A 23,857-nucleotide genomic window follows, 5' to 3' on the forward strand; every position below is an offset into this window, starting at 1 on the left:
GGGGCGATTCGCACACTTTCGCCCAAGGGCGGCGCCTGCACAAAGCCTGTGCGGGCGGCATGAACGGGATGTGTCTGAGCATGAAGGATCTTTTTGATCTTCCCGAACCGAAAAACCCGCCAAGCCATAAAAGCGCGGGCAAAAAGCCCGCAGGGTCCTCCGGCGCGGCACCGAAACGGATAAAGGCCACACAGGCGCCACCCGCCCGGCGTGCCGCTGCCTCCGCCAGTAAGAGCGCAAGCGCGCACACTGGCGCGACCCCTTCCTGCACCAGGGCCAGGGCCGCCCGCGGCGAGGAGGGCTATACGGCCGATGCCATCGAGGTTCTGGAAGGGCTGGAGCCGGTGCGCCGCCGCCCCGGCATGTACATCGGCGGCACCGATGCGCGCGCGCTGCATCATCTCTTTGCCGAGGTGCTCGACAACGCCATGGACGAGGCCATCGCCGGCCATGCCAGTGTCATCGAGGTGGAGCTGGATGCCGACGGTTTTTTGAGCGTCACCGACAACGGCCGCGGCATTCCTGTTGATCCCCATCCCAAGTTTCCCGACAAGTCGGCGCTGGAAATCATCCTCACCACCCTGCATGCCGGCGGCAAGTTCGATTCCGATGCCTATGAGACCTCAGGCGGCCTGCATGGTGTGGGTATTTCCGTGGTCAATGCGCTCTCCGAGCGTCTGGAGGTGGAGGTGGCGCGGTCCCGCCGCCTGTATCGTCAGGTCTTTGAACGGGGCCAGCCGCTTGGGCCCTTGCAGGAGGTTGGCGCAGCGCCCAATCGCCGCGGCACGCGCGTGCGCTTCAAACCCGATCCCGAGATCTTCCGGGATGGCGCCCGCTTCGATCCCGCCCGCATCTATCGCATGAGCCGGGCCAAGGCCTATCTCTTCGGCGGTGTGAAAATCCGCTGGCGCTGCGATCCGGCGCTTCTGGACGAAAAGGCCGGCATTCCCGCCCGGGCCGAGATCCACTTTCCCGGCGGTCTGAAGGACTATGTGCAGGAGCGGCTCGCCACACCCGGGCGCGAGCGGATCGTGGAGGAAATCTTCTCCGGCCGCGTGGGCGAGCCCGGGAAGCATGGCGGGGTGGAATGGGCCATTGGCTGGTGGGATGCCGATGGCTTTGTTCAGGCCTATTGCAATACCGTGCCCACGCCTGATGGCGGCACCCATGTCATGGGCCTGCGCACCGGCCTGTTGCGCTCCCTGAAAAGCTTTGCCGAGATGATCGGGGCGAAGAAGGCCGCGCAGGTGATCACGGCCGATGATATCTTTGCCACCGCCTGTGCGGTGCTTTCCGTCTACATCCGCGAGCCGGAATTCGTCGGCCAGACCAAGGATCGCCTCTCCACGCCGGAAGCCGCCCGCATTGTCGAAAATGCGGTGCGCGATCATTTCGATCACTGGCTGGCCACCCATCGCAAGCAGGGCGAGATGCTCCTGCAATGGGTGCAGGACCGCGCCGATGAACGCTTGGCCCGCCGTCGTCAGAAGGACGTGGCCCGCAAGAGCGCCACCCGCAAGCTGCGTCTGCCCGGCAAGCTGGCAGACTGCACCGCCAGGGACCGCAAGGGCACGGAGCTGTTCATCGTTGAGGGCGATTCCGCCGGCGGCTCCGCCAAGCAGGCGCGGCGGCGCGAGACCCAGGCCGTCCTGCCCATCCGCGGCAAGATCCTCAATGTGGTGAGCGCCTCCCGCGACAAGATCGCCGCCAATCAGGAGATCGCCAACATCATTCAGGCCCTGGGCTGTGGTACCGGCCGCAAGTATCGCGAGGAGGACCTGCGCTACGAGAAGATCATCATCATGACCGACGCCGACGTGGACGGCGCCCACATCGCCTCGCTGCTCATCACCTTCTTCTATACCCAGATGCCGGGGCTGATCGAAAACGGCCATCTCTATCTTGCCGTGCCGCCCCTTTACCGGCTCAGCCAGGGCGGCAAGACCCTCTATGCCGTCGATGATGCCCACAAGGAAAAGCTGCTGGCCGAGGCCTTCACCGGCCGCGGCAAGGTGGAGATTTCCCGTTTCAAGGGCCTGGGCGAGATGCTGCCGGCCCAGTTGCGCGAAACCACCATGGATCCGGAAAAGCGCACGTTGCTGAAGGTGGTGGTGCTGGATGAAGAGCGCGAGGAAACCGATGATGTCGTCCGCCGCCTGATGGGCAACAAGGCCGAGGCCCGTTTCGCCTTCATCCAGGAGAGAGCCGAATTCGTCGACGAAGACGCCCTGGACGTTTGAGCAAGGCCAGGCCGCGTAAGACAGGCTGGAAGGGCGCATGGTCCTCACCTTCCCCTGATAGGGGGAGGTCGGCGCGAAGAATGAGGCAGGGTTCTGGCCACAAGTCCATGCGTTGCAGCCCGATGAGCACCAAAAGGGCAGGGAGCTGTTCAGCCCTGGCGCGCGGTGTCCATGACCGGCTTTGGCTGGCCATGCACGAAACCGGTGCCATCAAGGCGATAGATATCGTCACGGAAGTGGGCAAAGCCGTCTCCCGTCACCCAGGCGGTGAAATAGCCGATGATGAGAGACGGCGGATTGACCACCTTCACGTCCACCCGCTCGCGCGACTGCACCACCTGCCGGATGCGTTCGCGGTCCCATCCCGGCGTGTCGCGCAGGATCCATTCGGTGAGGATGTGCACCTTTTCCACGCGCACGCAGCCCGAGGAGAAATAGCGGGCGCTTTCCGTGAACAGCTGCGGCGTGGGCGTATCGTGCAGATAAACGGAATAGATGTTGGGGAAGTTGATCTTCACCGAGGCCATGGCGTTGCCTTCCCCCGGATCCTGGCGGAAGTGATAGCGCCGCGGATCGATATTGTCCCAGTCGATGCTTTCAGGATCCACTTCAGGGCCGTTGTAGCCATCAAACACGCGGATGCGCATGCGCTTGAGGAAGGATGGATCCTTGCGCGCCTTGGGGATGATGTCCTTGATGACGATGGAAAGCGGCGCGTTCCAGTAGGGATTGAAGTTCAGCTCCGAAATCCTTGAAATCAGGGAAGGGCTTGGCCTGTCCGGCATGCCGACGATGACATTGTGCCGGGAATAGACGCGTCCGTTCTCCACTGTCTCCAGCTGTGCGGCGGGAATGTTGACGATGATATACCGCGGTGCCACGCCCTTAATCGCCCATTCCATGCGCGGCAGGTTGGCCAGCAGCGTTTCCAGCCGCGCCTCCGCGGAAATGTTGAGTGCCTTCAATGTCGGCCGGTCCACATGCCCGGTGGGTTTCAGCCCCATGTTGCGCTGAAAGCGGAAGATGGCCTGGGCCACCTGCCGGTCATAACGCTTGGAGGAAATGGCGTTGCGGGGCAGATAGCCCTCCATCGCCAGACGGCGCCGCAGGATGCGCACAGCCTTGCTTTTGGTTCCCGCATAGAGGCGGCGCGGAATGCGCGGCCAGCCGCCCTGTCGCGAAATGAGATCATAGCGGGCGATCGCCTCTTCCATCAGCCGCGGCGAGGAGGCGGAGACCATCGGCCAGATGCCGTCTTCCTCGGTGACGATCTTCGTCACCGTCCAGGCGCGCGGCCGGCCGCGGTTGAAATTGGTGATGATGTTGGACCGGGCAAAAGCTGCCGCATCGGGCAGCGCCAAAGCGGAAAAAGCTGCGGCCGTTGCGGCCAGAACCTGTCTGCGGGAAAGCTCACTCATGCCTGATCACACCATCGCCTTTGCTTTAAACCACACCCGCCTGATCCGGCGCACCCGGCCTGACATACAGGCCTAGCCACAGACCTCATGCTCCTTCTGCTTAGCAGCTTGCGAAAGCACACGCCACACACACCTCGGTGAAATATCATCCTGCGCGGCCATGGCGATTTCACGGCGGGCCGGGGGCGATGGCGCATTGCCACCCCTTTGCCACCTTCATATAGTAGCGGTTGCGGCCAGCGGGAAGGATCCGGATACACCTTGGTTCCAGGGAGCATTGCAAAAGAGGCAGGGGGGAACATGAAATCGTTTCTGATCGACATCATGACCATGATGATGCCGTTCATGAAGCCGCTTGTATGGCTTGCGGCCCTGTCGTTTCTGGCCTCACTGGCTCTTGTGGTCATTGGCGGCCATCAGTGGCGGACATGGGCACGCTGGACCAGTGCCGTCACGCTGGCCATCGGCATATTCTTCCTCGCCGCACAGGGAATGGGACTGTTGCTGGGAGCAAGCCCTTCCATCAATTTCGGTGATGCCAGCAAATTTGAATTCATTCTTGTTGCTTTCTGGAAGCTGGGCCTTGCCAGCATCGGCGCCTGGCTGATCATTCAGGGTCTTTTGCGCCTCGGACAGAAAAAGAAGGCATGAAAGGCATGAGCTGACACAATCGCCCCTGATCTTGCGCAGCGCCCCATACCCTGCGTTTGTCATCAGCACGGGCCCGGGAACAGGAACGCACGCGCATCCCACAGCGGCCTTTCGGCGGCTCAGCGGCCATGGGGCAGTGTCAGCACGATTTCCTTGCCGCCATAGCCGTGGCGGCTGTCATGGGCGCGGATGCGGATACGTTTGATGCCCTTGGGGATGCGCACATTATAGAGCGAGCGGGTGAAGGGCTGCTCGTTCACGTGAGGATGGGCAAGCACGCGCGTGGCCAGAACCCGCCCCTTCATGCTCAGGATCTCATAGCGATCGGCATAGTGATCCCAGCCGGAATCCTCATGGCGCACGGTCACATCGAAGCGCCAGGTGTTATTCGCCGTTGACACCGCCCGGGCCTGAACCACGTCCGCCTTGCCCGCCAGCGCCGGTTGCGCAGCCAGAGCAAAGCCGGCGACACAGGCGAGCACAGCACTGCACATGAACCCCCGCATTCTGCCGCAAGCTGCCCCAGAAAGCCCGCTCAGTGCATTGCATTTCCTCTTGATCGCATTCATCGCCTTGCCCCCGTTTTTGCCACGATATGGATATGTCTGCCGTGCGGTTGCCGCAGGCGGTCTTCCCTCCTATAGTCGCCGCAAAGTGGGCAAGAGGGCAAGTCACGGTTGTGCGATCATGGCGAGCGGTTCTTTGAAGGTCATTCTGGCGGCGCTGGGCGGCAACACGCTGATTGCGCTCACCAAGTTTGCCGCCGCCGCCTATACCGGCTCTTCGGCCATGCTGTCGGAAGCGATCCATTCCGTGGTTGACAGCGGCAATCAGGTGCTTCTGCTCTATGGCCTGAAACGCTCGCGCCGCCCCGCCGATGCGCAACATCCCTTCGGCTACGGCCGCGAGATCTATTTCTGGGCCTTTGTTGTCGCGCTGCTCATCTTCTCCATTGGTGCCGGTGTCTCCATTTACGAAGGCATTCACAAGACCCTGCATCCCAAGCCCATGGAAAGCCCGTGGGTGAATTACGTGGTACTGGGCTTTTCCATCCTTTTTGAGGGCGGATCCTTCTATGTGGCCTGGAAGGAATTCTCCCGTGTGCGTGGCGGACGCGGCTTCTGGGAAGCGGCCCGCGCCTGCAAGGATCCGGCCGTTTTCGTGGTGCTGTTCGAGGACATGGCGGCCATGGCCGGCCTTTTCATCGCCCTTTTCGGTGTCACCGCTGCAGAGCTTTTTGATATGCCGCAGCTGGACGGTGTGGCCTCCATCGCCATCGGCCTGCTTCTGGCGGGCGTTGCCCTGTTTCTCACCCGCGAGACCAAGGCCCTGATCATCGGCGAAACGGCCGCGCCCCGCATCATCAAGGCCGTGCGTGAGATCGCCAGCCGCTCCCCGGTTGTCGATTCCATCAACGAGCTGCGCACCATGCATCTGGCGGCGGATGACATTCTGCTTGCCATGTCCATCGACGTGCCGGATGACATGCGCGGCGGCCGCATCGAGGAGGAGATCGGCCGGCTTGAGGCCGCCATTCGCAAGGCCGTTCCCCAGATCCGCCGCATCTACATCGAGGTGCAGGACAAGGAAAGCCCCACCGCCACCGGCGCGCCCGAAGTTGCCGATGAAACCGCTTCGTCCACGCACTTTTAAGGACGCCGTAAACCTCTGGCTGATGGCCTTGCCCCTTCCTTTCATGCACGGGATGCGGCGGGGGAGGGGGGCTGCGTAATCACGTCAGGCCTTGCACGCCCTGTGAACCCGAGCGCCTTTTGATCCATCGCCTGTCTTGCCCCTGTCTGCCGGCGGGGATACTCTCGGCCAGAAGAGCACCTTTGCATGAAAGCTTACAACACAAGGGCGCGGCGCTTGAAGGTCGCAAAGCTCTTTAGAGGAGGGGAGGATAAGCCGCCATGAGCGAGGAAAAGACGCCCGGCTTTGCCACACTGGCCATTCACGCGGGAGAGAAGGTGGATCCGGCCACCAAGGCGCGGGTCACCCCCATTTATCAGACCACGTCCTACGTCTTTGATGATGCCGAGCATGCCGCCCGACTCTTTGCGCTGAAGGAATTCGGCAACATCTACACCCGCATCATGAACCCCACCCAGGAGGCGCTGGAGGCTAAGATCGCCGCGCTGGAGGGGGGAACGGCGGCGCTGGCGGTGGCCTCGGGCCATGCGGCGCAGATGCTGGTCTTTCACTGCCTGATGAAGCCGGGTGAGGAGTTCATTGCCGCCCGCCAGCTCTATGGCGGCTCCATCAATCAGTTCACCAACGCCTTTCATGCCTTTGGCTGGCATGTGGTCTGGGCCGATGCCGATGATCCGGACAGCTTCCGCAAGGCGCTGTCAGAAAAGACCAAGGCCATCTTCATCGAATCCATCGCCAATCCATCGGGTCAGATCGTGGATATCGAGGTCATCGCCAGGGTGGCGGAGGAGGCGCATGTGCCCCTCATCGTCGATAACACCATGGCCACGCCCTATCTCATCCGCCCCTTCGAGCACGGCGCCAACATCGTCACCTATTCATTGACCAAGTTCATGGCCGGGCATGGCAATTCCATGGGCGGCGCCATTGTCGACGGCGGCAATTTCGACTGGGGTGCCGATGATCGCTATCCCATGCTCACCGATCCCAACCCCTCTTACGCGGGCTTGCGGCTGTATGAAACCTTCGGCGAGATCACCCTGGCCATTGCCGCGCGTGTGCTTTCCCTGCGCGATCTCGGGCCTGCCATTGCGCCGCTCAATGCCTTTCTCATCCTCACCGGCATGGAGACCCTGCCGTTGCGCATGCAGCGCCATTGCGACAACGCGCTGAAGGTGGCCGAATGGCTTGAACAGGACGATCGCGTCGCCTGGGTGAAATATTCCGGCCTGAAGTCCAGCCCCTATTACGCACTGCATCAGAAGTACTGCCCGAAAGGGGCTGGCAGCGTCTTCACCTTCGGGCTGAAGGGCGGCTATGACGCTGGCGTCAAGCTAGTCAATTCCGTGAAGCTCTTCTCCCATCTTGCCAACATTGGCGATGTGCGCTCACTGATCATTCATCCCGCCAGCACCACGCACTCGCAGCTTACGGAGGAACAGCTGATCGCTGCCGGCGCCGGGCCGGAAGTCATCCGTGTTTCCATTGGCCTTGAGGATCCGGAGGATCTGATCGCCGATCTCGATCAGGCCATGGCGTGACACCACCTTCAGGGGAGGCTATGATTTCATCAACCCCCTGTTCAGTGCGCTTGAAGGATACGCCGACGATGACAACCGATACGGAAAGACGGGATGCCGTCATTCGCAAGGCCGTGGAGGACACCTTAAAGCCTGCGCGGATCCGCGAGGTGCGCGTGCGCGAAAGCGAGGATCACTACGGCGATCCCATCTATCGCGTGGACATTATCCTGGCCAGCGATGACGAGAAGCTGGAGACGGAGAAGACCATAAACTTGTGGGATGCGGTAATGGATGCACTCGCCGCGGAAGGATTCGAGGTGCGTTTTCCGATTTTCACATTCATGACTCCGTCCGAGGCGGAAAATGAAGCGGCTTGATAAGGAACTTGTGAAAACGGCTGAACAGATCCTGAAGACGGCAGGAGAAGGAGGGCGACCACGGCAAGCCAGTTTAAGAAGGGCCATCTCAACAGCTTATTATGCCGTGTTCCATGCCTTGTGCCGCATGTGTGCAGATGCTTTTGCAGGAACAACGAGAGAGGCTCGTGAGACTTGGCGTCAGGTTTATCGTTCTGTGGAACACGGCTTTACAAAAGACAGGTGTACACAAGGATACTTCAAAAAGGAATTCCCCCAGAACGTGAGAAAATTTTGTTCTATATTTTCTCAACTTCAAGAAAAGCGCCACGAGGCAGATTATGATCCATTCGCAAGATTTTTGCGCAGTGATGTAGAAGAAGCTATTTCTCAGGCCAAAACGGCCATATCCATGATCGACAAACAGAACCTCGAACTGAAACATCGCAGGGCATTTGCCGCCTGGGTCATTCTCAGGAAGCGCTGAAGCTCTTTCTCTGCGCCCCTCATCAGGTTCATCGACAAAAGCTGCTGCTTCTGGCCAAAGAAGCCCCTGGCCGGAAGACGTCTCGGATCATTCCCCCGTATAGGCCACATGAAAAAAACGGCTCCGGCCTGTTCGCCGGAGCCGCTGTGTTGCGTCGTTTCCTCGCGGCCCGTAAGAAGAGGGCCGCAGGATCTGGTGCTGCATCAATGCGAGTAGAACTCCACCACCAGGTGCGGTTCCATCTGCACCGGATAGGGCACATCCGAAAGCTGCGGCACGCGCAAGAACTTCGCGGTCATGGTCTTGTGATCGACCTCGATGTAATCCGGCACGTCCCGCTCCGGCGAGGCGATGGCCTCCAGCACCATCGGGATCTCGCGGGACTTTTCGCGCACCTCGATCACATCCCCTTCCTTCACGCGATAGGAGGGGATGGTCACGCGCCGGCCGTTCACCTTCACATGCCCGTGGTTCACGAACTGCCGCGCCGCGAAAATGGTGGGCACGAACTTGGCGCGATAGACCACCGCATCCAGGCGGCGCTCCAGAAGGCCGATCAGGTTCTCGGCCGTGTTGCCCTTCATGCGCGCCGCTTCCAGATAGGTGCGATGAAACTGCTTTTCTGTGATGTCGCCGTAATATTTCTTCAGCTTCTGCTTGGCGCGCAGATGGATGCCATAGTCGGAAAGCTTGCCGCGCCGGCGCTGCCCGTGCTGTCCGGGCGGATAATCACGCCGGTTGACGGGGCTTTTCGCCCGCCCCCACAGGTTTTCGCCAAGCACACGATCGATCTTGTACTTGGCCTGATGCCTCTTGCCAGAGTTCTTCTTGGCCATGGTGTTTATCCTCTTTAACTGCCTGCGACCAAATGGTCGAAAGCATCAATGCAAAAAGGCGCGGCCACGCATCCGTGCAATGCGTTAGCCCCACCTTTCGAACATCTCGCCCGCTCTCCTCCCGGCGCTCTCGCCCCGGAACAGGACGCGGCCATAATAGGAATAAATCAGCTTGACCGCACCCGCGAGCGGACACCACAAAGGCCCACAAGCCTTGTGCTTGGGCTTTCTACGCCACGCCAAATGCGACGTCAAGCGCTCTAGATGCTAACTCATTCGCAGAAGCATTGACTGCCCACGTAAAAGTATCCCAGCCTTTCGACAGGCAGCGGTTGCCTATTTTGTCCAACCTGTTACACTCTTGATAGATTCTCATACGGAGTTCCATATCATGATAAATTGGGACAGTAATAACATCGTATTTATTAATGGCGAACTTCATACACCAGTTACTCCCGAAAAAGAAACTAACGACTGGAGAAAGCGGATTGAACCTTGGCTTTCGGCCGTATTTCAATCTGAACACCTTTCGCTTCTGCTAGGAAACGGCTTCACCACCGGTGTTGCCAAGTACGCAGGCGGCACCCCAACAAGCATGGAAGGCTCTGTATTTGAAGGATGTCCGTATCAAGACAAAGTTATGGCTCATGCAAAAAAGATGGCAGAAAATCTGGGAAGAGGTAGCGCCAATATAGAGGATGAGCTTTCGGCAGCGCTCTCGCTATTAGCTGGTTTACAGATACTAGAACACTCTGACGCCACAAAATGGAAGGAAGCTATTGATAATGCCCTTGCCAATTTCATCAAGGGAGTGCTCACCACGGAGAAAAGCATTAAAGACCACTTTGATCACATGCCGGACGATGGCAGCCTGACCCCCAAAGATATTCTTGTCTCATTCCTGATGAGTTTTGCCAGCAGGGCCGCTTCACGAGAGCGACTGCACATCTTCACCACAAACTATGACCGCCTCATCGAACACGGCTGCGACCTTGCCGGACTCCGTGTCATTGATCGCTTTGTAGGAGTGCTTGACCCAGAGTTCAGGTCATCACGCTTGCAAGTGGATATGCATTACACACCTCCTGGCATCAGAGGCGAACCTCGACATTTGGAGGGCGTAGTCCATTTCACAAAGCTTCATGGCTCACTTGATTGGCGGTATGAAAAGCCACGCCTATACCGCACTGGCTTGCCATTTGGAGCCGACCACAAACACCCAGCAATACCTGGTAGCCCAAGCGATTCTGTCATAATCTATCCAAACGCTGTGAAAGACATCGAAACTACGGCTTTTCCTTATGCTGACCTGTTTCGTGACTTTTCCTCGGCAATTTGCCGGCCTAATAGCGTGCTCGTAACATATGGCTTTGGATTTGGAGATGACCATATTAATCGAATAATTGGAGATATGTTGACTATACCTTCAACCCATCTTGTGATTATCGCATATAGCGAAAAACCACATGAGCGAATTAACTCCTTTATTTCACGCTTTGGAAGAAAACAACAAATTACACTGCTAATTGGAAAACATTTTGGCAATATTGAAAACTTGGTAAAATATTACCTTCCCAAACCTGCTATTGATCCACTCATGTTCCGAATGGGCGAACTTATTGAAAGGCGTAATAAAGCCACACCCGAGAACCCGCAGGAGAACGGAAGCAAGCCATGACTACGATTGTCGAACACATTGGCATGCTTTCAGTGGGACGTGTGGAAACTGTAACGGCAGAAGAACTGCGCATCAGTCTATTCCCCGAGACGCCACAAGTTACCGCACTGAATGCCGGATCGCCTACAGGCTTTCCGCGTATAAACGCCTATGTCCTGATTCCAAACGAATCTGGCGCCGTTGTTGCGGTTATCAAACAAATTTCGATCCAACGCTCAAAGCCTGTTTCTGACAAGCACGACGAGAGCTTAGTTGACCTTCCATTTCCTGCCCGAAATGTGATTGCCATCCCGTTTGGCACTTTGTCGAGCGAAGGATACGATGACAAGGGCCAGCACCTCTATTCCCTTGAACGCGGCGTTACGGTACTACCGTCCGTTGGCGACCCTGTCCTCCTCCCCACAGCAGAACAACTGCGCTCAATCGTAGAAGCAAAGACGGAAGACCGTCTAATCCGGATTGGCAGCGCCCCTTTTGCTAATAATGCCGATGTTTGGGTGCATCCAGACAAACTTTTCGGACGGCATCTCGCGATTCTGGGCAACACAGGTAGCGGTAAGTCCTGTTCTGTTGCTGGCATAATTCGATGGTCGTTAGAAGGCGTGGCTGCCGAATTGCCAAAAAAAGCGGAAAAAGAAGAGCAAGATCAACCAATCAATGCCCGTTTCATAATTCTTGACCCCAATGGAGAGTATTCTCATGCATTTACTGACGGCACTTTGTCTGTAAGACGGTTTGCTGTCGGCGGTAAAGATGGCGCGAAACCGCTGACAGTGCCAGGTTGGTTATGGAATGGGCAGGAATGGGCGGCCTTCACCGATGCAAAGCCTGGCACACAGCGTCCTATCTTGCTAGACACACTGCGCCAATTACGAAAGGCTGATTCGTCTGCCAACAACTTGAAAAATGGAATAATAAGGCGCTACCGTGGTCATATCAAAGAAATAGAAAAAATTTATGCTGACTTTCCACAAAGCCTTGGAGAATTTCGAGACAATATGAATTTTGGGGAGCGGCTAAAAGGCTTAATTGATTCAATGAGTAAAGATATAGAAAAACTTTCTGCATATGGAGATGACACTACTGATCTCCGAGAGGCTATAGAGAGTATTTACCCCAATCTTTGCCAGATTCATGACAAAAAGCACTACAGCAAGCCGCAAGGAAAATATGGATACAATTACTTTCAGGCTTTAGACTTGGAAAATATTTTAGCGGAACTACAAAAGGTAGTAAATGAATTCCCGACTACTTCCACAAAGGAAAAAATGAGCGAAGATGCGCCAATCCGATTTGACATTGCTGATCTCCCTGATCGTATTCATGATGTGGCAATGGCAATGGGAGGGCAAGCCCTTAGTAATGTTGAGCCTCTGATTAATCGCATTCGAGTGATGCTAAGTGATTCAAGACTTAGGCCAATAATTGATACAGATGGAGCAGAATCATTTGATAAATGGCTTTCAGAACTCATGGGGGGCAGCGAAGATAATAATGCACCTCTTACCATATTGGACCTTTCTCTTGTTCCCTCAGACGTTATCCACATTACCATAGCTGTCATCGCAAGGATTGTATTTCAAGCATTACAATATCACATAAAAAAATATGATGGTCCCCTCCCCACTGTTCTTGTTTTGGATGAGGCTCACAATTTCGTAAGAAAGGATGCTGATGTTGGCGCAAATGAACAAGCTGCCAATCTATGCCGCCAAATATTTGAACGGATAGCTAGGGAAGGCCGAAAATTCGGCCTAGGACTTGTACTGGCTTCGCAACGTCCATCGGAACTATCTCCAACCGTCTTGGCACAATGTAATTCCTTCTTGCTTCACCGCATTGTGAATGACGTTGATCAAAATCTTGTCCGTCGGCTTGTTCCAGATGCTCTTGGCGGGCTTCTAGGAGAGCTTCCTACTCTTCCTTCACAACAAGCGATTTTACTTGGTTGGGCCGTTCCTAACCCCGTGCTCGTACGGATTCGTGACCTGCAAAAGAATCAAAGGCCACGCTCAGACGATCCGAAATTCTGGGATGTATGGGTAGGAAAAGCTGTAGCAAGGCCTGACTGGCAAGTTATAGCCAAATCATGGGAACAAGAAAGTGGAAAAAATTCTTAAAAATTCGATCTGTGCTACGTCGCTAGCTTGTCAACGCGGGAGCTCTAAACGGGTGCCTTGGAAAGCATACGCGGCCGAAAGCCCTCGCCGGTGAGGATATTGACCAGTCTGTCCGGCATGGTCGTCAGACAGGCATCCTGCACCATGACTGCCGCATCATTCTCCGCACCGCTTGTGGCGATGAAGGCAACGGGCGGCTGCTCCTGTGCGCCCTGGCTTTCATCCGCCTCCGTGCTCACCGTCGCCACTTCAAGCGCGCGACGGGCAATGGCCGCGGAAGGGTCCACGATCTGTACCGGCCAGGGGGCAAGTGCGGCGATCTGCGCCTGCAACAGCGGATAGTGCGTGCAGCCCAGCACCACGACGTCGGTGCGGCGGCCGTCGGGGCGGGAGACGAAGACAGGTGCGATTTCGGCGCGCAAGGTATCCTGCGGCACGCTCTCGCCGGCCAGATGCCGTTCGGCCAGCGCCGCCAGATTTTTCGCGCCGTGCAGGATCACGTCGCAGTGATAGGCGAAGGTGTGGATGAGCCGCTCGGTATATTCACGGCGGATGGTGGATGGCGTGGCCAGAACGCCGATGATGCCGCTTTGCGTGGCGTTGGCCGCAGGCTTGATGGCCGGCACCGTGCCCACGAACGGCACATCAAAGCGCGCGCGCAGATGCTCCAGCGCCGTCACCGTCGCCGTGTTGCAGGCGATGACCACCACATCGGGCCGCACCTCCTCGATCAGCCGCGCCATGAGATCGAGAATGCGCTGACGCAGGCGATCTTCCGGCCAGTCGCCATAGGGAAAGCCGGCGGGATCGGCGGCATAGAACAGGGCAATGGGCTGGCCGCGCTCCTGCGCCAGGGTGCGCAAGGCGCGCGCCACCGTCAGCCCCCCGAGCCCGGAATCGAAAACAAGTATGCGCGCACGCCCCGGCATGAGTGCTCTTCTTGCGTCTTGTCAAAGCCCAAGTTGCACGCGATGTTTTTTCACCCGCAACCGTGCAGTGTGCGTTCAGGCCCGCAAAGCGCCCGCAGGTGAGCCCGCCTTCCCGTCCGCCGTGTCTCGTGCGGCCGATCGGCATTCAGGACGATGCCGCACCGGCCCGCTTCTTGCGCAGGCCGGAAAGCGTGCGGATGATGCCGCGCAGGGTGCGCACCTCCTGCTCGGAAAGTTCGGCGCGGTGCAGCATGTTGCGCAAGTTGCGCACGATCACCGGCCGCATGTCCGGCGACTTGAAATAGTCCGCCTCATCCAGCGCCTCTTCCAGGTGCTCGAAAAGCCCGATCAGCTCCGCCTTGGTCGCCGGGCGCGAGCCGGGCATCTTCAGCCCCGGTGTCTGCGCCGGCGCCTCATCGGTCTCCATGCCCAGCGCTTCAGCCCCTTCGTGGCGATACCATTCATAGGCGACAAGCAGAACCGCCTGCGCGATATTGAGCGAGGCGAAGCGGGGATTGACCGGCGCGGTGATGATCACATCGGCCAGGGCCACTTCATCATTGGTCAGGCCCCAGCGCTCGCGGCCGAACAGGATGCCCAGCCGCTGTCCCCTTTGCACGCGCGCGCGCATGTCCCGCCCGGCCTCTTCCGGCGTGATCACCGCCTTGGTCATGCCGCGCGGGCGCGCCGTTGTCGCATAGACATGATGCAGATCGGCAATGGCATCCTCCAGCCGCTCGAAAACGTCCGCGCCATCGATGATCCAGTCCGCGCCTGAGGCCGCCTTGCGCGCCCGTTCATTGGGCCAGCCATCGCGCGGATCGACCAGACGCAGCTTCGAGAGCCCAAAATTGGCCATGGCCCGCGCCGCGGTGCCGATGTTTTCGCCAAGCTGCGGATTGACGAGGATGACCACTGGCGCCTCATCGGCGCAGCGTTCGGGCGCCTTGCTCTTGCTCATCCGTCCCGTCCGTTCGCTCACTCAAACAGGCGCTGCTTTTAAGCCTCGTTACGCCCAGAAGGCCCTTCAACGCCGTCGCAATCTCAAAAAGCCCGCGCATTAAAGGGCGTTGATAAAACCCCTTCGCAGCTGTCCGCGCGATCAGATCAAGCGGCCGCAACATGCGATCCGGACGATCGCCATGTTCAGGGCCAAAAGGCAGGCATCAGGGGTTTAAGCCGCCGCTTTGGCCTTTTCTGCGATCAGCTCACGAATGGCATCCAGCGCCGCTTTGGCGCCGTCGGGGTTGGGCCCGCCCGCCTGCGCCAGATCCGGTCGGCCGCCGCCGCCCTTGCCGCCGAGCTTGGCCGCCGCCGCCCGCACCAGCTCCACCGCGTCGATCCGGTCCTTGAGATCATCGGTGACGCCCACAACAACCGCCGCCTTGCCGTCGACCACATCCACCAGCGCCACCACACCGGACTTGAGCTTGGCCTTGCCGGCGTCGGCCAGCCCGCGCAGCTCCTTGGGCGGAATGTCCTGCACGATCTTGAGCATGGCCTTCACCCCGCCGATCTCCTCCACCGGCTCCTCGCCGGCGCCGCCGCCCATGGCAAGCTTTTTCTTGAGATCGGCAAGCTGCCGCTCCAGCTTCTTGCGCTCCTCCAGCAGCGCGGCGATGCGCTCCGGCACCTCCTGCGGCTTGGTCTTGAGCAGGGCCGCCGCCTCGTTGAGCGCGCGTTCCTGCGCCTCGAGATAGGCGCGAGCAGCATCACCGGCCAGAGCCTCGATGCGGCGCACGCCGGAAGCCACCGCCCCTTCCGAGACGATCTTGAGAAGGCCGATGTCGCCGGTGCGCTTCACATGGGTGCCGCCGCACAGCTCGATGGAGAAGGTCTCCTTGTTTCCGGTGCCTTCCGGCTGCCGCCCCATGGCCACAACGCGCACTTCATCGCCATATTTCTCGCCGAACAGGGCCATGGCGCCGATGCGCCGCGCCTCCTCGATGTCCATGAGGCGGGTGATCACCTCGTCGTTCTGGGCAATGACGGCGTTGACCAGATCCTCCACCTTCTGCACTTCCTCCGCCGTCATCGCCTTGGGATGGGCGAAGTCGAAGCGCAGCCGGTCCGGCGCCACCAGCGAGCCCTTTTGCGTCACATGCTGGCCCAGCACCTGGCGCAGGGCCTCATGCAGCAGATGCGTGGCGGAATGATGCCGGCGTGTTGCCGCCCGCCGCGCATGATCCACCTCCATCTCCACCACGTCCTCGACATGAATGACACCCTTTTCCACCTTGCCGTAATGGGCATGCACGCCATCGGCCTTCTTCTGGGTGTCCCGGACGCGAAAAATGGCGCCTTCCGTGGTACGGATCACGCCCTGATCGCCCACCTGACCACCGGATTCGGCATAGAACGGCGTCTGATTGGTCACCAGCACGCCTTCCTCGCCTTCCTTCAGTTCGGTCATCCAGGCGCCGTCCCTGACGATGGCCTTGACCACGCCCTCGGCCTTTTCCGTCTCGTAGCCCAGAAATTCCGTGGCCCCCACCTTCTCGCGCACCTCAAACCAGATGGCTTCTTCCGCCGCCTCGCCGGAGCCGGCCCAGGACTTGCGCGCCTCTTCGCGCTGGCGGGCCATGGCTGCCTCAAACCCTTCCACATCGACACGGATGCCACGCGCGCGCAAGGCATCCTCGGTGAGATCGAGCGGAAAGCCATAGGTGTCATAAAGGCGGAAGGCCACCTCGCCGGGGAAGACATCGCCCGCCTTTAAGCCCGCCGCCTCTTCTTCGAGGATCTTCAGGCCGCGCTCCAGCGTCTTGCGGAAGCGCGTCTCCTCCAGCAGCATCGTCTCCGTAATCAGCGCCTCCGCCTGAACAAGCTCCGGATAGGCCTCGCCCATCTCCCGCTTCAGCACCGGAAACAGCCGGTGCATCATCGGCTCCTTCACGCCCAGCAGCTCCATATGGCGCATGGCGCGGCGCATGATGCGGCGCAGCACATAGCCGCGGCCCTCGTTGGAGGGCAGAACGCCATCGGCGATGAGAAAGGCGGTGGCGCGCAGGTGATCGGCGATCACCCGGTGCGAGGGCTTCTTTTCCCCTTCCGCCTTCACGCCGGACAGGGCCTCGATCTCGGCAATGATGGCGCGGAACAGGTCGATCTCGTAGTTGTCATGCGTGCCCTGCAGCACCGCGGCGATGCGCTCCAGCCCCATGCCGGTGTCGATCGACGGCTTGGGCAGCGGCACCCGCTCTTCCGGCGAGATCTGGTCATACTGCATGAACACCAGATTCCAGATCTCCACAAACCGGTCGCCATCCTCGTCCGGCGAGCCGGGCGGGCCGCCCGGAATGTGTTCGCCATGATCATAGAAGATTTCCGAGCACGGGCCGCAGGGGCCGGTATCGCCCATGGACCAGAAATTGTCGGAGCCGGCAATCCGAATGATCTTCTCATCGGGCAGGCCGGCGATCTTCTTCCATAGGCTGAAGGCCTCGTCGTCCTCGGCATAGACGGTCACCAGCAGGCGCTCAACCGGCAGGCCGAACTCCCGGGTCACCAGGGTCCAGGCCAGCTCGATGGCCCGCTCCTTAAAGTAGTCGCCGAAGGAGAAATTGCCGAGCATCTCAAAGAAGGTGTGATGCCGGGCGGTGTAGCCGACGTTGTCGAGGTCGTTGTGCTTGCCGCCGGCGCGCACGCATTTCTGGGCGCTGGCCGCGCGGGTATAGGGGCGCGTCTCCAGGCCGGTGAACACGTTCTTGAACTGCACCATGCCCGCGTTGGTGAACATCAGGGTGGGATCGTTGCGCGGCACCAGCGGGCTGGAGGGCACGATCTCATGCCCCTCCTTGCGGAAATAGTCGAGAAAGGCCGACCGGATCTCGTTGACGCTGGTTCCCGTCTTCACGTCACTCATGCTTGCGCCATCCCTTGTGTCCTTGCCCCGGAAGAACCGCGAAACCTTGGATAAAGGTCACATGTCCATGCCCCCCTTTCGGCTTTCGGTGCGCTTAAGGCCTTCACGCCATTTCATGCGCAAACCGTGCACCGCAAAGAGGGGCCGGGGCTGTCATCCTGCTGTTTCGCCACAGGATATGACCGTTCCATCCGAAACAGGCAAGAGGAAATGCGCCCGACATCATGCGAAATGCAGGAAGCGCCAAAGTCTTTCTCCATCCCTGATTACCGGTGGAACGGGCCGGATCGGGATCACGAAAGGCCAGGGCGAACGCGCCGGTGAGACGGCAGACCTTTTTCCGCTTCCTGAAAACGGAAGGGCCGGGCAGGGAAGGGCATAGATCAGCCTTGGCCCGCATGCCTCTTGAGGAGCATACCCCTCCGACGCCTTCAGGCAGCCTTCAGGCCTCACAAAAACGCGCCCCATGCATCCATAAGCCATGGTTCACATAACGCTTTACGCACCATGCCCCTCTGCACGCCCCCGGCCGCAGATGCAAAAGACCCTTCTGAAAGGCGCGCTTCAGACAGACGCCGCCACAAGAAACCGCCACAACCAGGACGGCCACAAAGAGGACGGTTACAAGAGCGTCAGGTCTCCTCGCCGCCGTCGCTGGCCGGCTTGATGATCTGCTCGGCAACGATGCCGGCATTGGCGCGGATGGCCTGTTCGATCTCGTCGGCGATTTCCGGATGCTCCTGCAGGAAGCGCTTGGCGTTCTCCCGCCCCTGACCGATGCGCTCGGAATTGTAGGAATACCAGGAGCCGGACTTTTCGATGATTCCGGCGGTCACCCCGAGATCGAGCAGCTCCCCGGTGCGCGAGATGCCCTCGCCGTACATGATGTCGAACTCCACCTGCCGGAAGGGCGGCGCCACCTTGTTCTTGACCACCTTTACCCGCGTGTGGTTGCCGATGACCTGATCACGGTCCTTGATGGAGCCGATACGGCGAATGTCCAGCCGCACCGAGGCATAGAACTTCAGCGCGTTGCCGCCGGTGGTCGTTTCGGGGTTGCCGAACATCACCCCGATCTTGTGACGGATCTGGTTGATGAAGATCACCATGCAGTTGGACTTCGACACCGAGGCGGTGAGCTTGCGCAGCGCCTGGCTCATCAGCCGCGCCTGCAGCCCGGGCAGGGAATCACCCATTTCGCCCTCCAGCTCCGCCTTGGGCGTGAGCGCCGCCACCGAGTCGATGACCAGAACGTCAATGGCGCCGGAGCGCACCAGCGTATCGGCGATCTCCAGCGCCTGCTCGCCGGTATCGGGCTGGGAGATGAGCAGCTCGTCCACGTCCACGCCCAGTTTCTGGGCATAGATGGGATCCAGCGCATGCTCGGCATCAACGAAGGCGCAGATGCCGCCGCGCTTCTGCGCCTCGGCGACCACATGCAGCGCCAGTGTCGTCTTGCCCGAGGATTCCGGGCCGAAGATCTCGATGATGCGGCCCTTGGGCAGCCCGCCGATGCCCAGCGCAATATCCAGCCCCAGAGACCCGGTGGGAATGGCCTCCACCTCAATGGCCCGGTTCTCCCCGAGCCGCATGATGGAGCCCTTGCCGAAGGCCCTGTCGATCTGGGCCAGCGCCGCTTCCAAAGCCTTTTTCTTATCCATGGATGTGGTCTCGACCAGTTTCAGTTTCGCCTGTGTCATTGCCGTGATTCTCCCTCAACCACAAGCGACGGGCAAGGGCCGCCGCGCGCCTGCATCTCTGTCCCTTTCAATTCGCATTATGTTCCGCGCTTCTCCTAAAATCAAGAACAAAAAGGAACATAAGCGAACATTTGGGAGAAGACGGCATCTCTGGCCATGCCCCTTGCGAGGCCGTGCGGACTTTTGAGAAAAAGCGGCAGGAGAAAGGGCATCATCCGGAGCAACCATTTCCGGCATCAAACAAAACAAGGGGTTGTCATAAAAACTGATTTTGCTGTTCCACAACTCATTGAATGTCAAGCACGGCCCTGTGGGCCGCCGCGTAGCGGTTTCATGCTTGACATTCAATGAGTTGCGAAAAGAATGGTCATGAAGCGCCAATGGCGAAAAATCGCCATTGGCGCTTCTCTCAGTCCTGAAAATCATGCTATTGGGATATTGAAAAATTGCCATGATTTCAATGAGATAAAGCAACATTGATTTATTTGTCTAAGACAGCCCCCAAAACAAAAAGAGGCCGGCTTCCCTGAAGACGATGGTCCTGAACGGGAAGCCGGCCTTGAGGTGGAAGGCCCATGATGCGGATTCGCCACGCCGGGCCATCATGGGCCTTCTGGCGTCTTCCGACCGGCCTGGGTGTGTCTTGGCCGGGGGCAGGCTGGCCGGAAGATGCTTCTTGGCAAGTGCGGCGGGGGCCAAAATCGCCGCGCGGATGTGGAACCTTGATGGCCCTTTGTCTGTTCCGGTCGATGTCCTCCTTTGGTCTTCGTCCTTGCGGTTGCGGTGGTTGCCGGCATTCACCTGTCATACGGTCCGCTTTAAAAGCGCCGGATGCTGGGGGTGAGAGCCGGGCGCATGGAATGGGGGCTTGGGTTAGCATCCTAGCCGCCAGGTGGGGAGAGAGCGCATGCGCCCGGCTCTCTGCCGTGCCGCCTCCTGCGGGAGTGAAGGCGACACGGCCGGTCGTCCTCATCTCAGCCGGAGGGCGCCGCCACGTTGCGCCGGTTCCAGGCCGCGCGCAGCCGCTGCGCCAGCGCCTTCACGGGCAGGTTATCGATGTCCGCGGCAGCGAGAGGATCCAGCCCGAGAGAGGCGTAAACGTTGGCGATGGCGTTCTGCAGCCCGGCATAGGCGACATCGTAACGGGCCGCGGCGAGGATGGTGTTCATCTGCTCGCGGATCAGCGTCTGTTCGCTGGCGGCATCGGCGGCGGAGGCTGCGCGCACCTGCTTGAGGATGCGCCGCTGCACGTCCAGATACTCCCGTGCCGCATCGAAAATGCGCCGCTGCTGCAGGTAGCGGATTCGCGAGATGTAAACCTGCGTCATCACCGCCATGGTCAGGGCCTTGGCCTGTTCCTTCAACAGGGCATTGCGGTTTTCAATCGCCCGCTTGCGCGCCGGATAGCGGAACAGACGCATCAGGTTCCAGCTGGCGCGCGCGCCCCAGGAGACCCAGTTGTTGTTGTAGAGGAAATCATTGGCATCGGCGTTGAGTGCGGCATAGGGCGTCAATCCGGGCAGGAGCTCAAACAGCGCCGCCTGCGCCTCCCGCGCGTTGATGCGCTGGCGATAGGCCGCCTCGCGCAGCTCCGGCCGGTTCTTCAGGGCGATGGCGATCATCCGCTCCGGCGCCAGATCGAGATTGAGGCGCGCTTTCCGCTGCCGGGGGATGGCAAGCGTGAAGGATGTGCCCGGCGCCACGTTCATCAAGGCCGCAAGCTGTACCTTGGCCGCGCTCAGCTCCGCCTGCAGCGCCCGCAGCTGTTTGCGGATGTTGATGAGCTCCCGCTCATAGGTGAGGGCGGACAAGGGCGTGGTCTCGCCGTCCCTGGCCATGCGCCGCGCATGAACCAGCGCGCGCCGCACCCGCTGTGACAGCCGCTTCATCGAACCGGCCAGCCGCTGATGAGAAGCCGCCTTCCAGAAAGCGGAGCGCACATCCTCGATAATGCGGTTGACTACCTTGCGCCGCCGCTCCATGGCGATCAGCACCTTGTCAGCAGCCTGCTTGGCCCGCACCCAGGACAGCCCGAAATCCAGAATGTTCCAGGAAAATTCGAGATCGGCCGTCAGCGTCGTCTTTTCCGTGGATTTCGACGGCTCCAGGGAGGTAATTCCCGTCAGCAGCGACTGCGAACGCCCACCCGGCTCATTGGAACGCCGGCTCCATTCCGAGGAGGCCACCACCTTCGGCAGCATGTCCCAGTTGCTCAAGGCGGCCTCGGAGATGGCGAGCGCCTCCTTCATCTGCTCCACACGATAGTCCAGGTTGTATTTCAGCGCCCGTGCCATGGCCTCATACATGCTTACCGGCCCGCGGATCGGTTCCTGCTGACTGGTCAGGGTGGAAAGGTTCTCCGCCGTGAAGGCGGCGATGTCCTCCTCGGTCAGGGCCTCGGGCCGAACGGCGCATCCGGCCAGAAACAGGGCCAGCCCCACCGCGATCATGCTCTTGCCTGCCATGGCTTGCTCCCCTCAGATTGTATCCGCCAGGAAAGAACAAGCAATAGTAGTAGTAGCGGCCAAAAAAACACGCATGCCGCTTGCATGCTCTTTCCGGCGAGAAACCCCGCGCTGCGGTTGGTGCAACGTCAGTGCGAATCCCGTTACGGAGTTAACTACCACAAGATGTATTAACCATGCAATGCCTATCACTGATTGTGTTAACAAAATCTTTCCCGCAACGAGGAAATGCGCGGAAAAACGCCGGTTTGCGCATATCCGTGCGATGCGTGCGCGTATACACCCCATGGGTGTGTGGGGATGATGTAGCGGGAAAAACGCGAATTCATGGAATGCATTGCGCAAGCAGCGGCTCAAGGCTCGCCGCCATGGATAACAGCGCCGGATCCTCTCCCTTCGGCGCCATGAGCATCAGGCTCACCGGCGCAATGGCATCCGACGGTTCTTCCCGGGCCGTGGGGCCCAGGGGCAGGGCAATGGCGCAGACATCAAGAAAATTGCCCATGAAGGTATTGCGCAAACACAAGAGGTTGACGCGGGCATAGACCGCGTTGTCGGCGAGCAGCCCGTCAATGGGAGGCGGCAGGATCGGCACGGTCGGCATCAGGCAGCCCTGCGCCTCATGGTTGTGAAGCAAGGCGAGAAAGGCCTGAATCATCTCTTGGCGCAAATGCTTCAATGCCGTGGCCTCTTCCGCCGTCACCCGCGCCGCTGCCAGCAGGCGCCAGCGCACCAGCGGATCATACTGATCGGCATGGTCTGTCATCATCCGCTCGTGCACGTGCCAGGCTTCCCAGGCGGAAAGCGCGCCACATTCCCGAATGTCCGGCTGAGGCAGATCCGCCTCGATCAGGCGCACCCCAGCGGCGGAGAGATGTGACAGCGCGCGCTCAAACCCGCGCGCCACCGCCTCATCGAGATCCTGAAGGGCGAGAGCCTCCGCTTTCGGCACGAGCAGCGCAAGCTGTGAGAGCGCCACGGGCCGGGGCAGGGCGCAAAGGGCCTCCCGCACCGGCACCCCGCGCATGAGATGAAAGACGATGGCCGCATCATGCACCGTCGGCGCCAGCGGACCGGCCACGTCAAAGGACGGCGCAAGGGGAAACACGCCCGTCATGTCAAGCATGCCGTGCGAGGGCTTCAGGCCGATGAGGCGGTTGAAGGCGGCCGGGATCCGGCAGGAGCCGCCGGTATCGGTGCCGAGGCCGAACACACCTGCCCCCAAAGCGGTGGCCACCGCCGCACCGGATGAGGAGCCGCCCGGAATGCGCTTTTCGCGGCGTTTATAAAGAGCCGCCGGCGTGCCGTAATGGGAATTGATGCCCACGCCGGAATAGGCGAATTCCGTCATGTTCGTCCGCCCCAGGCAGACAAGCCCTGCCGCTCTTAAAGGTGCCACGGTGGCCGCATCCTTCTTCGCCGCTGGCGCCGAGGCCAGAATGCGCGATCCCGCCCGTGTCACCTCGCCGGCCACATCGAACAGATCCTTCACCGTAAAGGGCACGCCCGCCAGCGGCGAAGGCGCACGCCCCTGCCGCCGCAGCGCATCAACCCGCTCCGCCTCCGCCATGGCCCGCTTGGCCGCGATCTGAATGAACGCCCGCGCCCCTTCCCGGTCTGTATCCTGCGCCATTGTGAGCGCGTTCGTGGTCAGGGCGGTGGCCGTCGTCTCGCCGTTGTCCAGCTTTTGGGCCAGGGTGTGCAGGATGCTGGCGCGCGCCTGTGGTGTCCTGATATTCATGTCTTTCGCCCCGAACCTGATCCCTTAAATTGCAGGCCGCTTCTGCCAAGGGCTGATGCAGGCAGCGCCTTATTCCCCCGCTGCAGGATGCCCGTGAACACGGGCGCCGGGCAAGGGGGCCAAAAGGTGTTCACGAAAAACCGCAAGGCACAGGAAAGGCCTGCCTGCTCATGCCGCGGCAGTGGCATTGATCCG

The 23,857-nt window shown here is 59.9% G+C and carries 17 protein-coding genes; 8 read left to right on the plus strand and 9 right to left on the minus strand.

Annotated features, from left to right (window positions below):
• The first annotated feature begins 80 nt into the window (after positions 1-80).
• Positions 81-2,240, plus strand: coding sequence for a DNA topoisomerase IV subunit B (gene parE, locus EK16_RS09075; RefSeq protein ID WP_081910454.1), 2,160 nt, complete (start codon positions 81-83; stop codon positions 2,238-2,240).
• 149 nt (positions 2,241-2,389) lie between these two features.
• On the opposite strand, the gene EK16_RS09080 is transcribed toward parE, so the two are convergent.
• On the minus strand, positions 2,390-3,658 hold the full coding sequence (locus EK16_RS09080) for a L,D-transpeptidase family protein (RefSeq protein ID WP_051929167.1): 1,269 nt from the start codon (positions 3,656-3,658) through the stop codon (positions 2,390-2,392).
• A 300-nt stretch (positions 3,659-3,958) separates the two neighbouring features.
• Between EK16_RS09080 and EK16_RS09085 the strand changes: the two genes are divergently transcribed.
• Positions 3,959-4,309, plus strand: a complete 351-nt coding sequence (locus EK16_RS09085) for a hypothetical protein (protein WP_038036485.1) — start codon at positions 3,959-3,961, stop codon at positions 4,307-4,309.
• Between the two features lie 119 nt (positions 4,310-4,428).
• Here EK16_RS09085 and EK16_RS09090 read toward each other — a convergent pair whose 3' ends face one another.
• Complete coding sequence (locus EK16_RS09090; protein ID WP_038036487.1) at positions 4,429-4,803, minus strand: hypothetical protein; 375 nt, start codon at positions 4,801-4,803, stop codon at positions 4,429-4,431.
• Between the two features lie 193 nt (positions 4,804-4,996).
• Here EK16_RS09090 and EK16_RS09095 point away from each other — a divergent pair, with 193 nt between their 5' ends.
• The 4 genes from EK16_RS09095 (at position 4,997) to EK16_RS12300 (ending at position 8,328) form a co-directional block, all read left to right on the plus strand.
• The gene (locus EK16_RS09095) at positions 4,997-5,962 is read left to right on the plus strand and encodes a cation diffusion facilitator family transporter (RefSeq protein WP_051929168.1); all 966 of its coding nucleotides are present in this window, start codon (positions 4,997-4,999) and stop codon (positions 5,960-5,962) included.
• Between the two features lie 260 nt (positions 5,963-6,222).
• Entirely contained in the window at positions 6,223-7,503 is a 1,281-nt protein-coding gene (locus EK16_RS09100) for an O-acetylhomoserine aminocarboxypropyltransferase (RefSeq protein WP_038036488.1), read from the plus strand.
• Positions 7,504-7,571: 68 nt separating this feature from the next.
• A complete protein-coding gene (locus tag EK16_RS09105) occupies positions 7,572-7,862 on the plus strand; it encodes a hypothetical protein (protein ID WP_038036489.1) in 291 nt (96 codons plus the stop codon).
• On the plus strand, positions 7,849-8,328 hold the full coding sequence (locus EK16_RS12300; RefSeq protein WP_156098551.1) for a hypothetical protein: 480 nt from the start codon (positions 7,849-7,851) through the stop codon (positions 8,326-8,328). The genes EK16_RS09105 and EK16_RS12300 overlap by 14 nt, the downstream gene beginning before the upstream one ends.
• A 203-nt stretch (positions 8,329-8,531) precedes the next feature.
• On the opposite strand, the gene rpsD is transcribed toward EK16_RS12300, so the two are convergent.
• Positions 8,532-9,164 carry a 30S ribosomal protein S4 gene (gene rpsD, locus EK16_RS09115; RefSeq protein WP_038036491.1) on the minus strand — a complete coding sequence of 211 codons (633 nt, stop codon included), beginning with the start codon at positions 9,162-9,164 and terminating at the stop codon, positions 8,532-8,534.
• A 391-nt stretch (positions 9,165-9,555) separates the two neighbouring features.
• Here rpsD and EK16_RS11995 point away from each other — a divergent pair, with 391 nt between their 5' ends.
• Both EK16_RS11995 and EK16_RS12000 read left to right on the plus strand, forming a co-directional pair.
• A complete protein-coding gene (locus EK16_RS11995; RefSeq protein ID WP_081910441.1) occupies positions 9,556-10,842 on the plus strand; it encodes an SIR2 family protein in 1,287 nt (428 codons plus the stop codon).
• The gene (locus EK16_RS12000; protein WP_081910442.1) at positions 10,839-12,962 is read left to right on the plus strand and encodes an ATP-binding protein; all 2,124 of its coding nucleotides are present in this window, start codon (positions 10,839-10,841) and stop codon (positions 12,960-12,962) included. The genes EK16_RS11995 and EK16_RS12000 overlap by 4 nt, the downstream gene beginning before the upstream one ends.
• A gap of 44 nt (positions 12,963-13,006) precedes the next feature.
• Here EK16_RS12000 and murI read toward each other — a convergent pair whose 3' ends face one another.
• The 6 genes from murI to EK16_RS09150 all read right to left on the minus strand — a co-directional run bounded on the left by murI (position 13,007) and on the right by EK16_RS09150 (position 23,662).
• The gene (gene murI / locus EK16_RS09120; protein WP_051929169.1) at positions 13,007-13,891 is read right to left on the minus strand and encodes a glutamate racemase; all 885 of its coding nucleotides are present in this window, start codon (positions 13,889-13,891) and stop codon (positions 13,007-13,009) included.
• Between the two features lie 145 nt (positions 13,892-14,036).
• Complete coding sequence (locus EK16_RS09125; RefSeq protein ID WP_051929170.1) at positions 14,037-14,852, minus strand: RNA methyltransferase; 816 nt, start codon at positions 14,850-14,852, stop codon at positions 14,037-14,039.
• 213 nt (positions 14,853-15,065) lie between these two features.
• Positions 15,066-17,756, minus strand: a complete 2,691-nt coding sequence (gene alaS / locus EK16_RS09130; protein ID WP_038036492.1) for an alanine--tRNA ligase — start codon at positions 17,754-17,756, stop codon at positions 15,066-15,068.
• Between the two features lie 632 nt (positions 17,757-18,388).
• Complete coding sequence (recA, locus tag EK16_RS09135) at positions 18,389-19,456, minus strand: recombinase RecA (RefSeq protein WP_038036493.1); 1,068 nt, start codon at positions 19,454-19,456, stop codon at positions 18,389-18,391.
• 974 nt (positions 19,457-20,430) lie between these two features.
• Entirely contained in the window at positions 20,431-21,921 is a 1,491-nt protein-coding gene (locus EK16_RS09145; protein WP_038036497.1) for a TolC family protein, read from the minus strand.
• Between the two features lie 325 nt (positions 21,922-22,246).
• Complete coding sequence (locus EK16_RS09150; protein WP_038036499.1) at positions 22,247-23,662, minus strand: amidase; 1,416 nt, start codon at positions 23,660-23,662, stop codon at positions 22,247-22,249.
• Between the last annotated feature and the right edge of the window lie 195 nt (positions 23,663-23,857).

This window comes from Thermopetrobacter sp. TC1, assembly GCF_000746275.1.
GTDB lineage: Bacteria > Pseudomonadota > Alphaproteobacteria > Rhizobiales > Aestuariivirgaceae > Thermopetrobacter.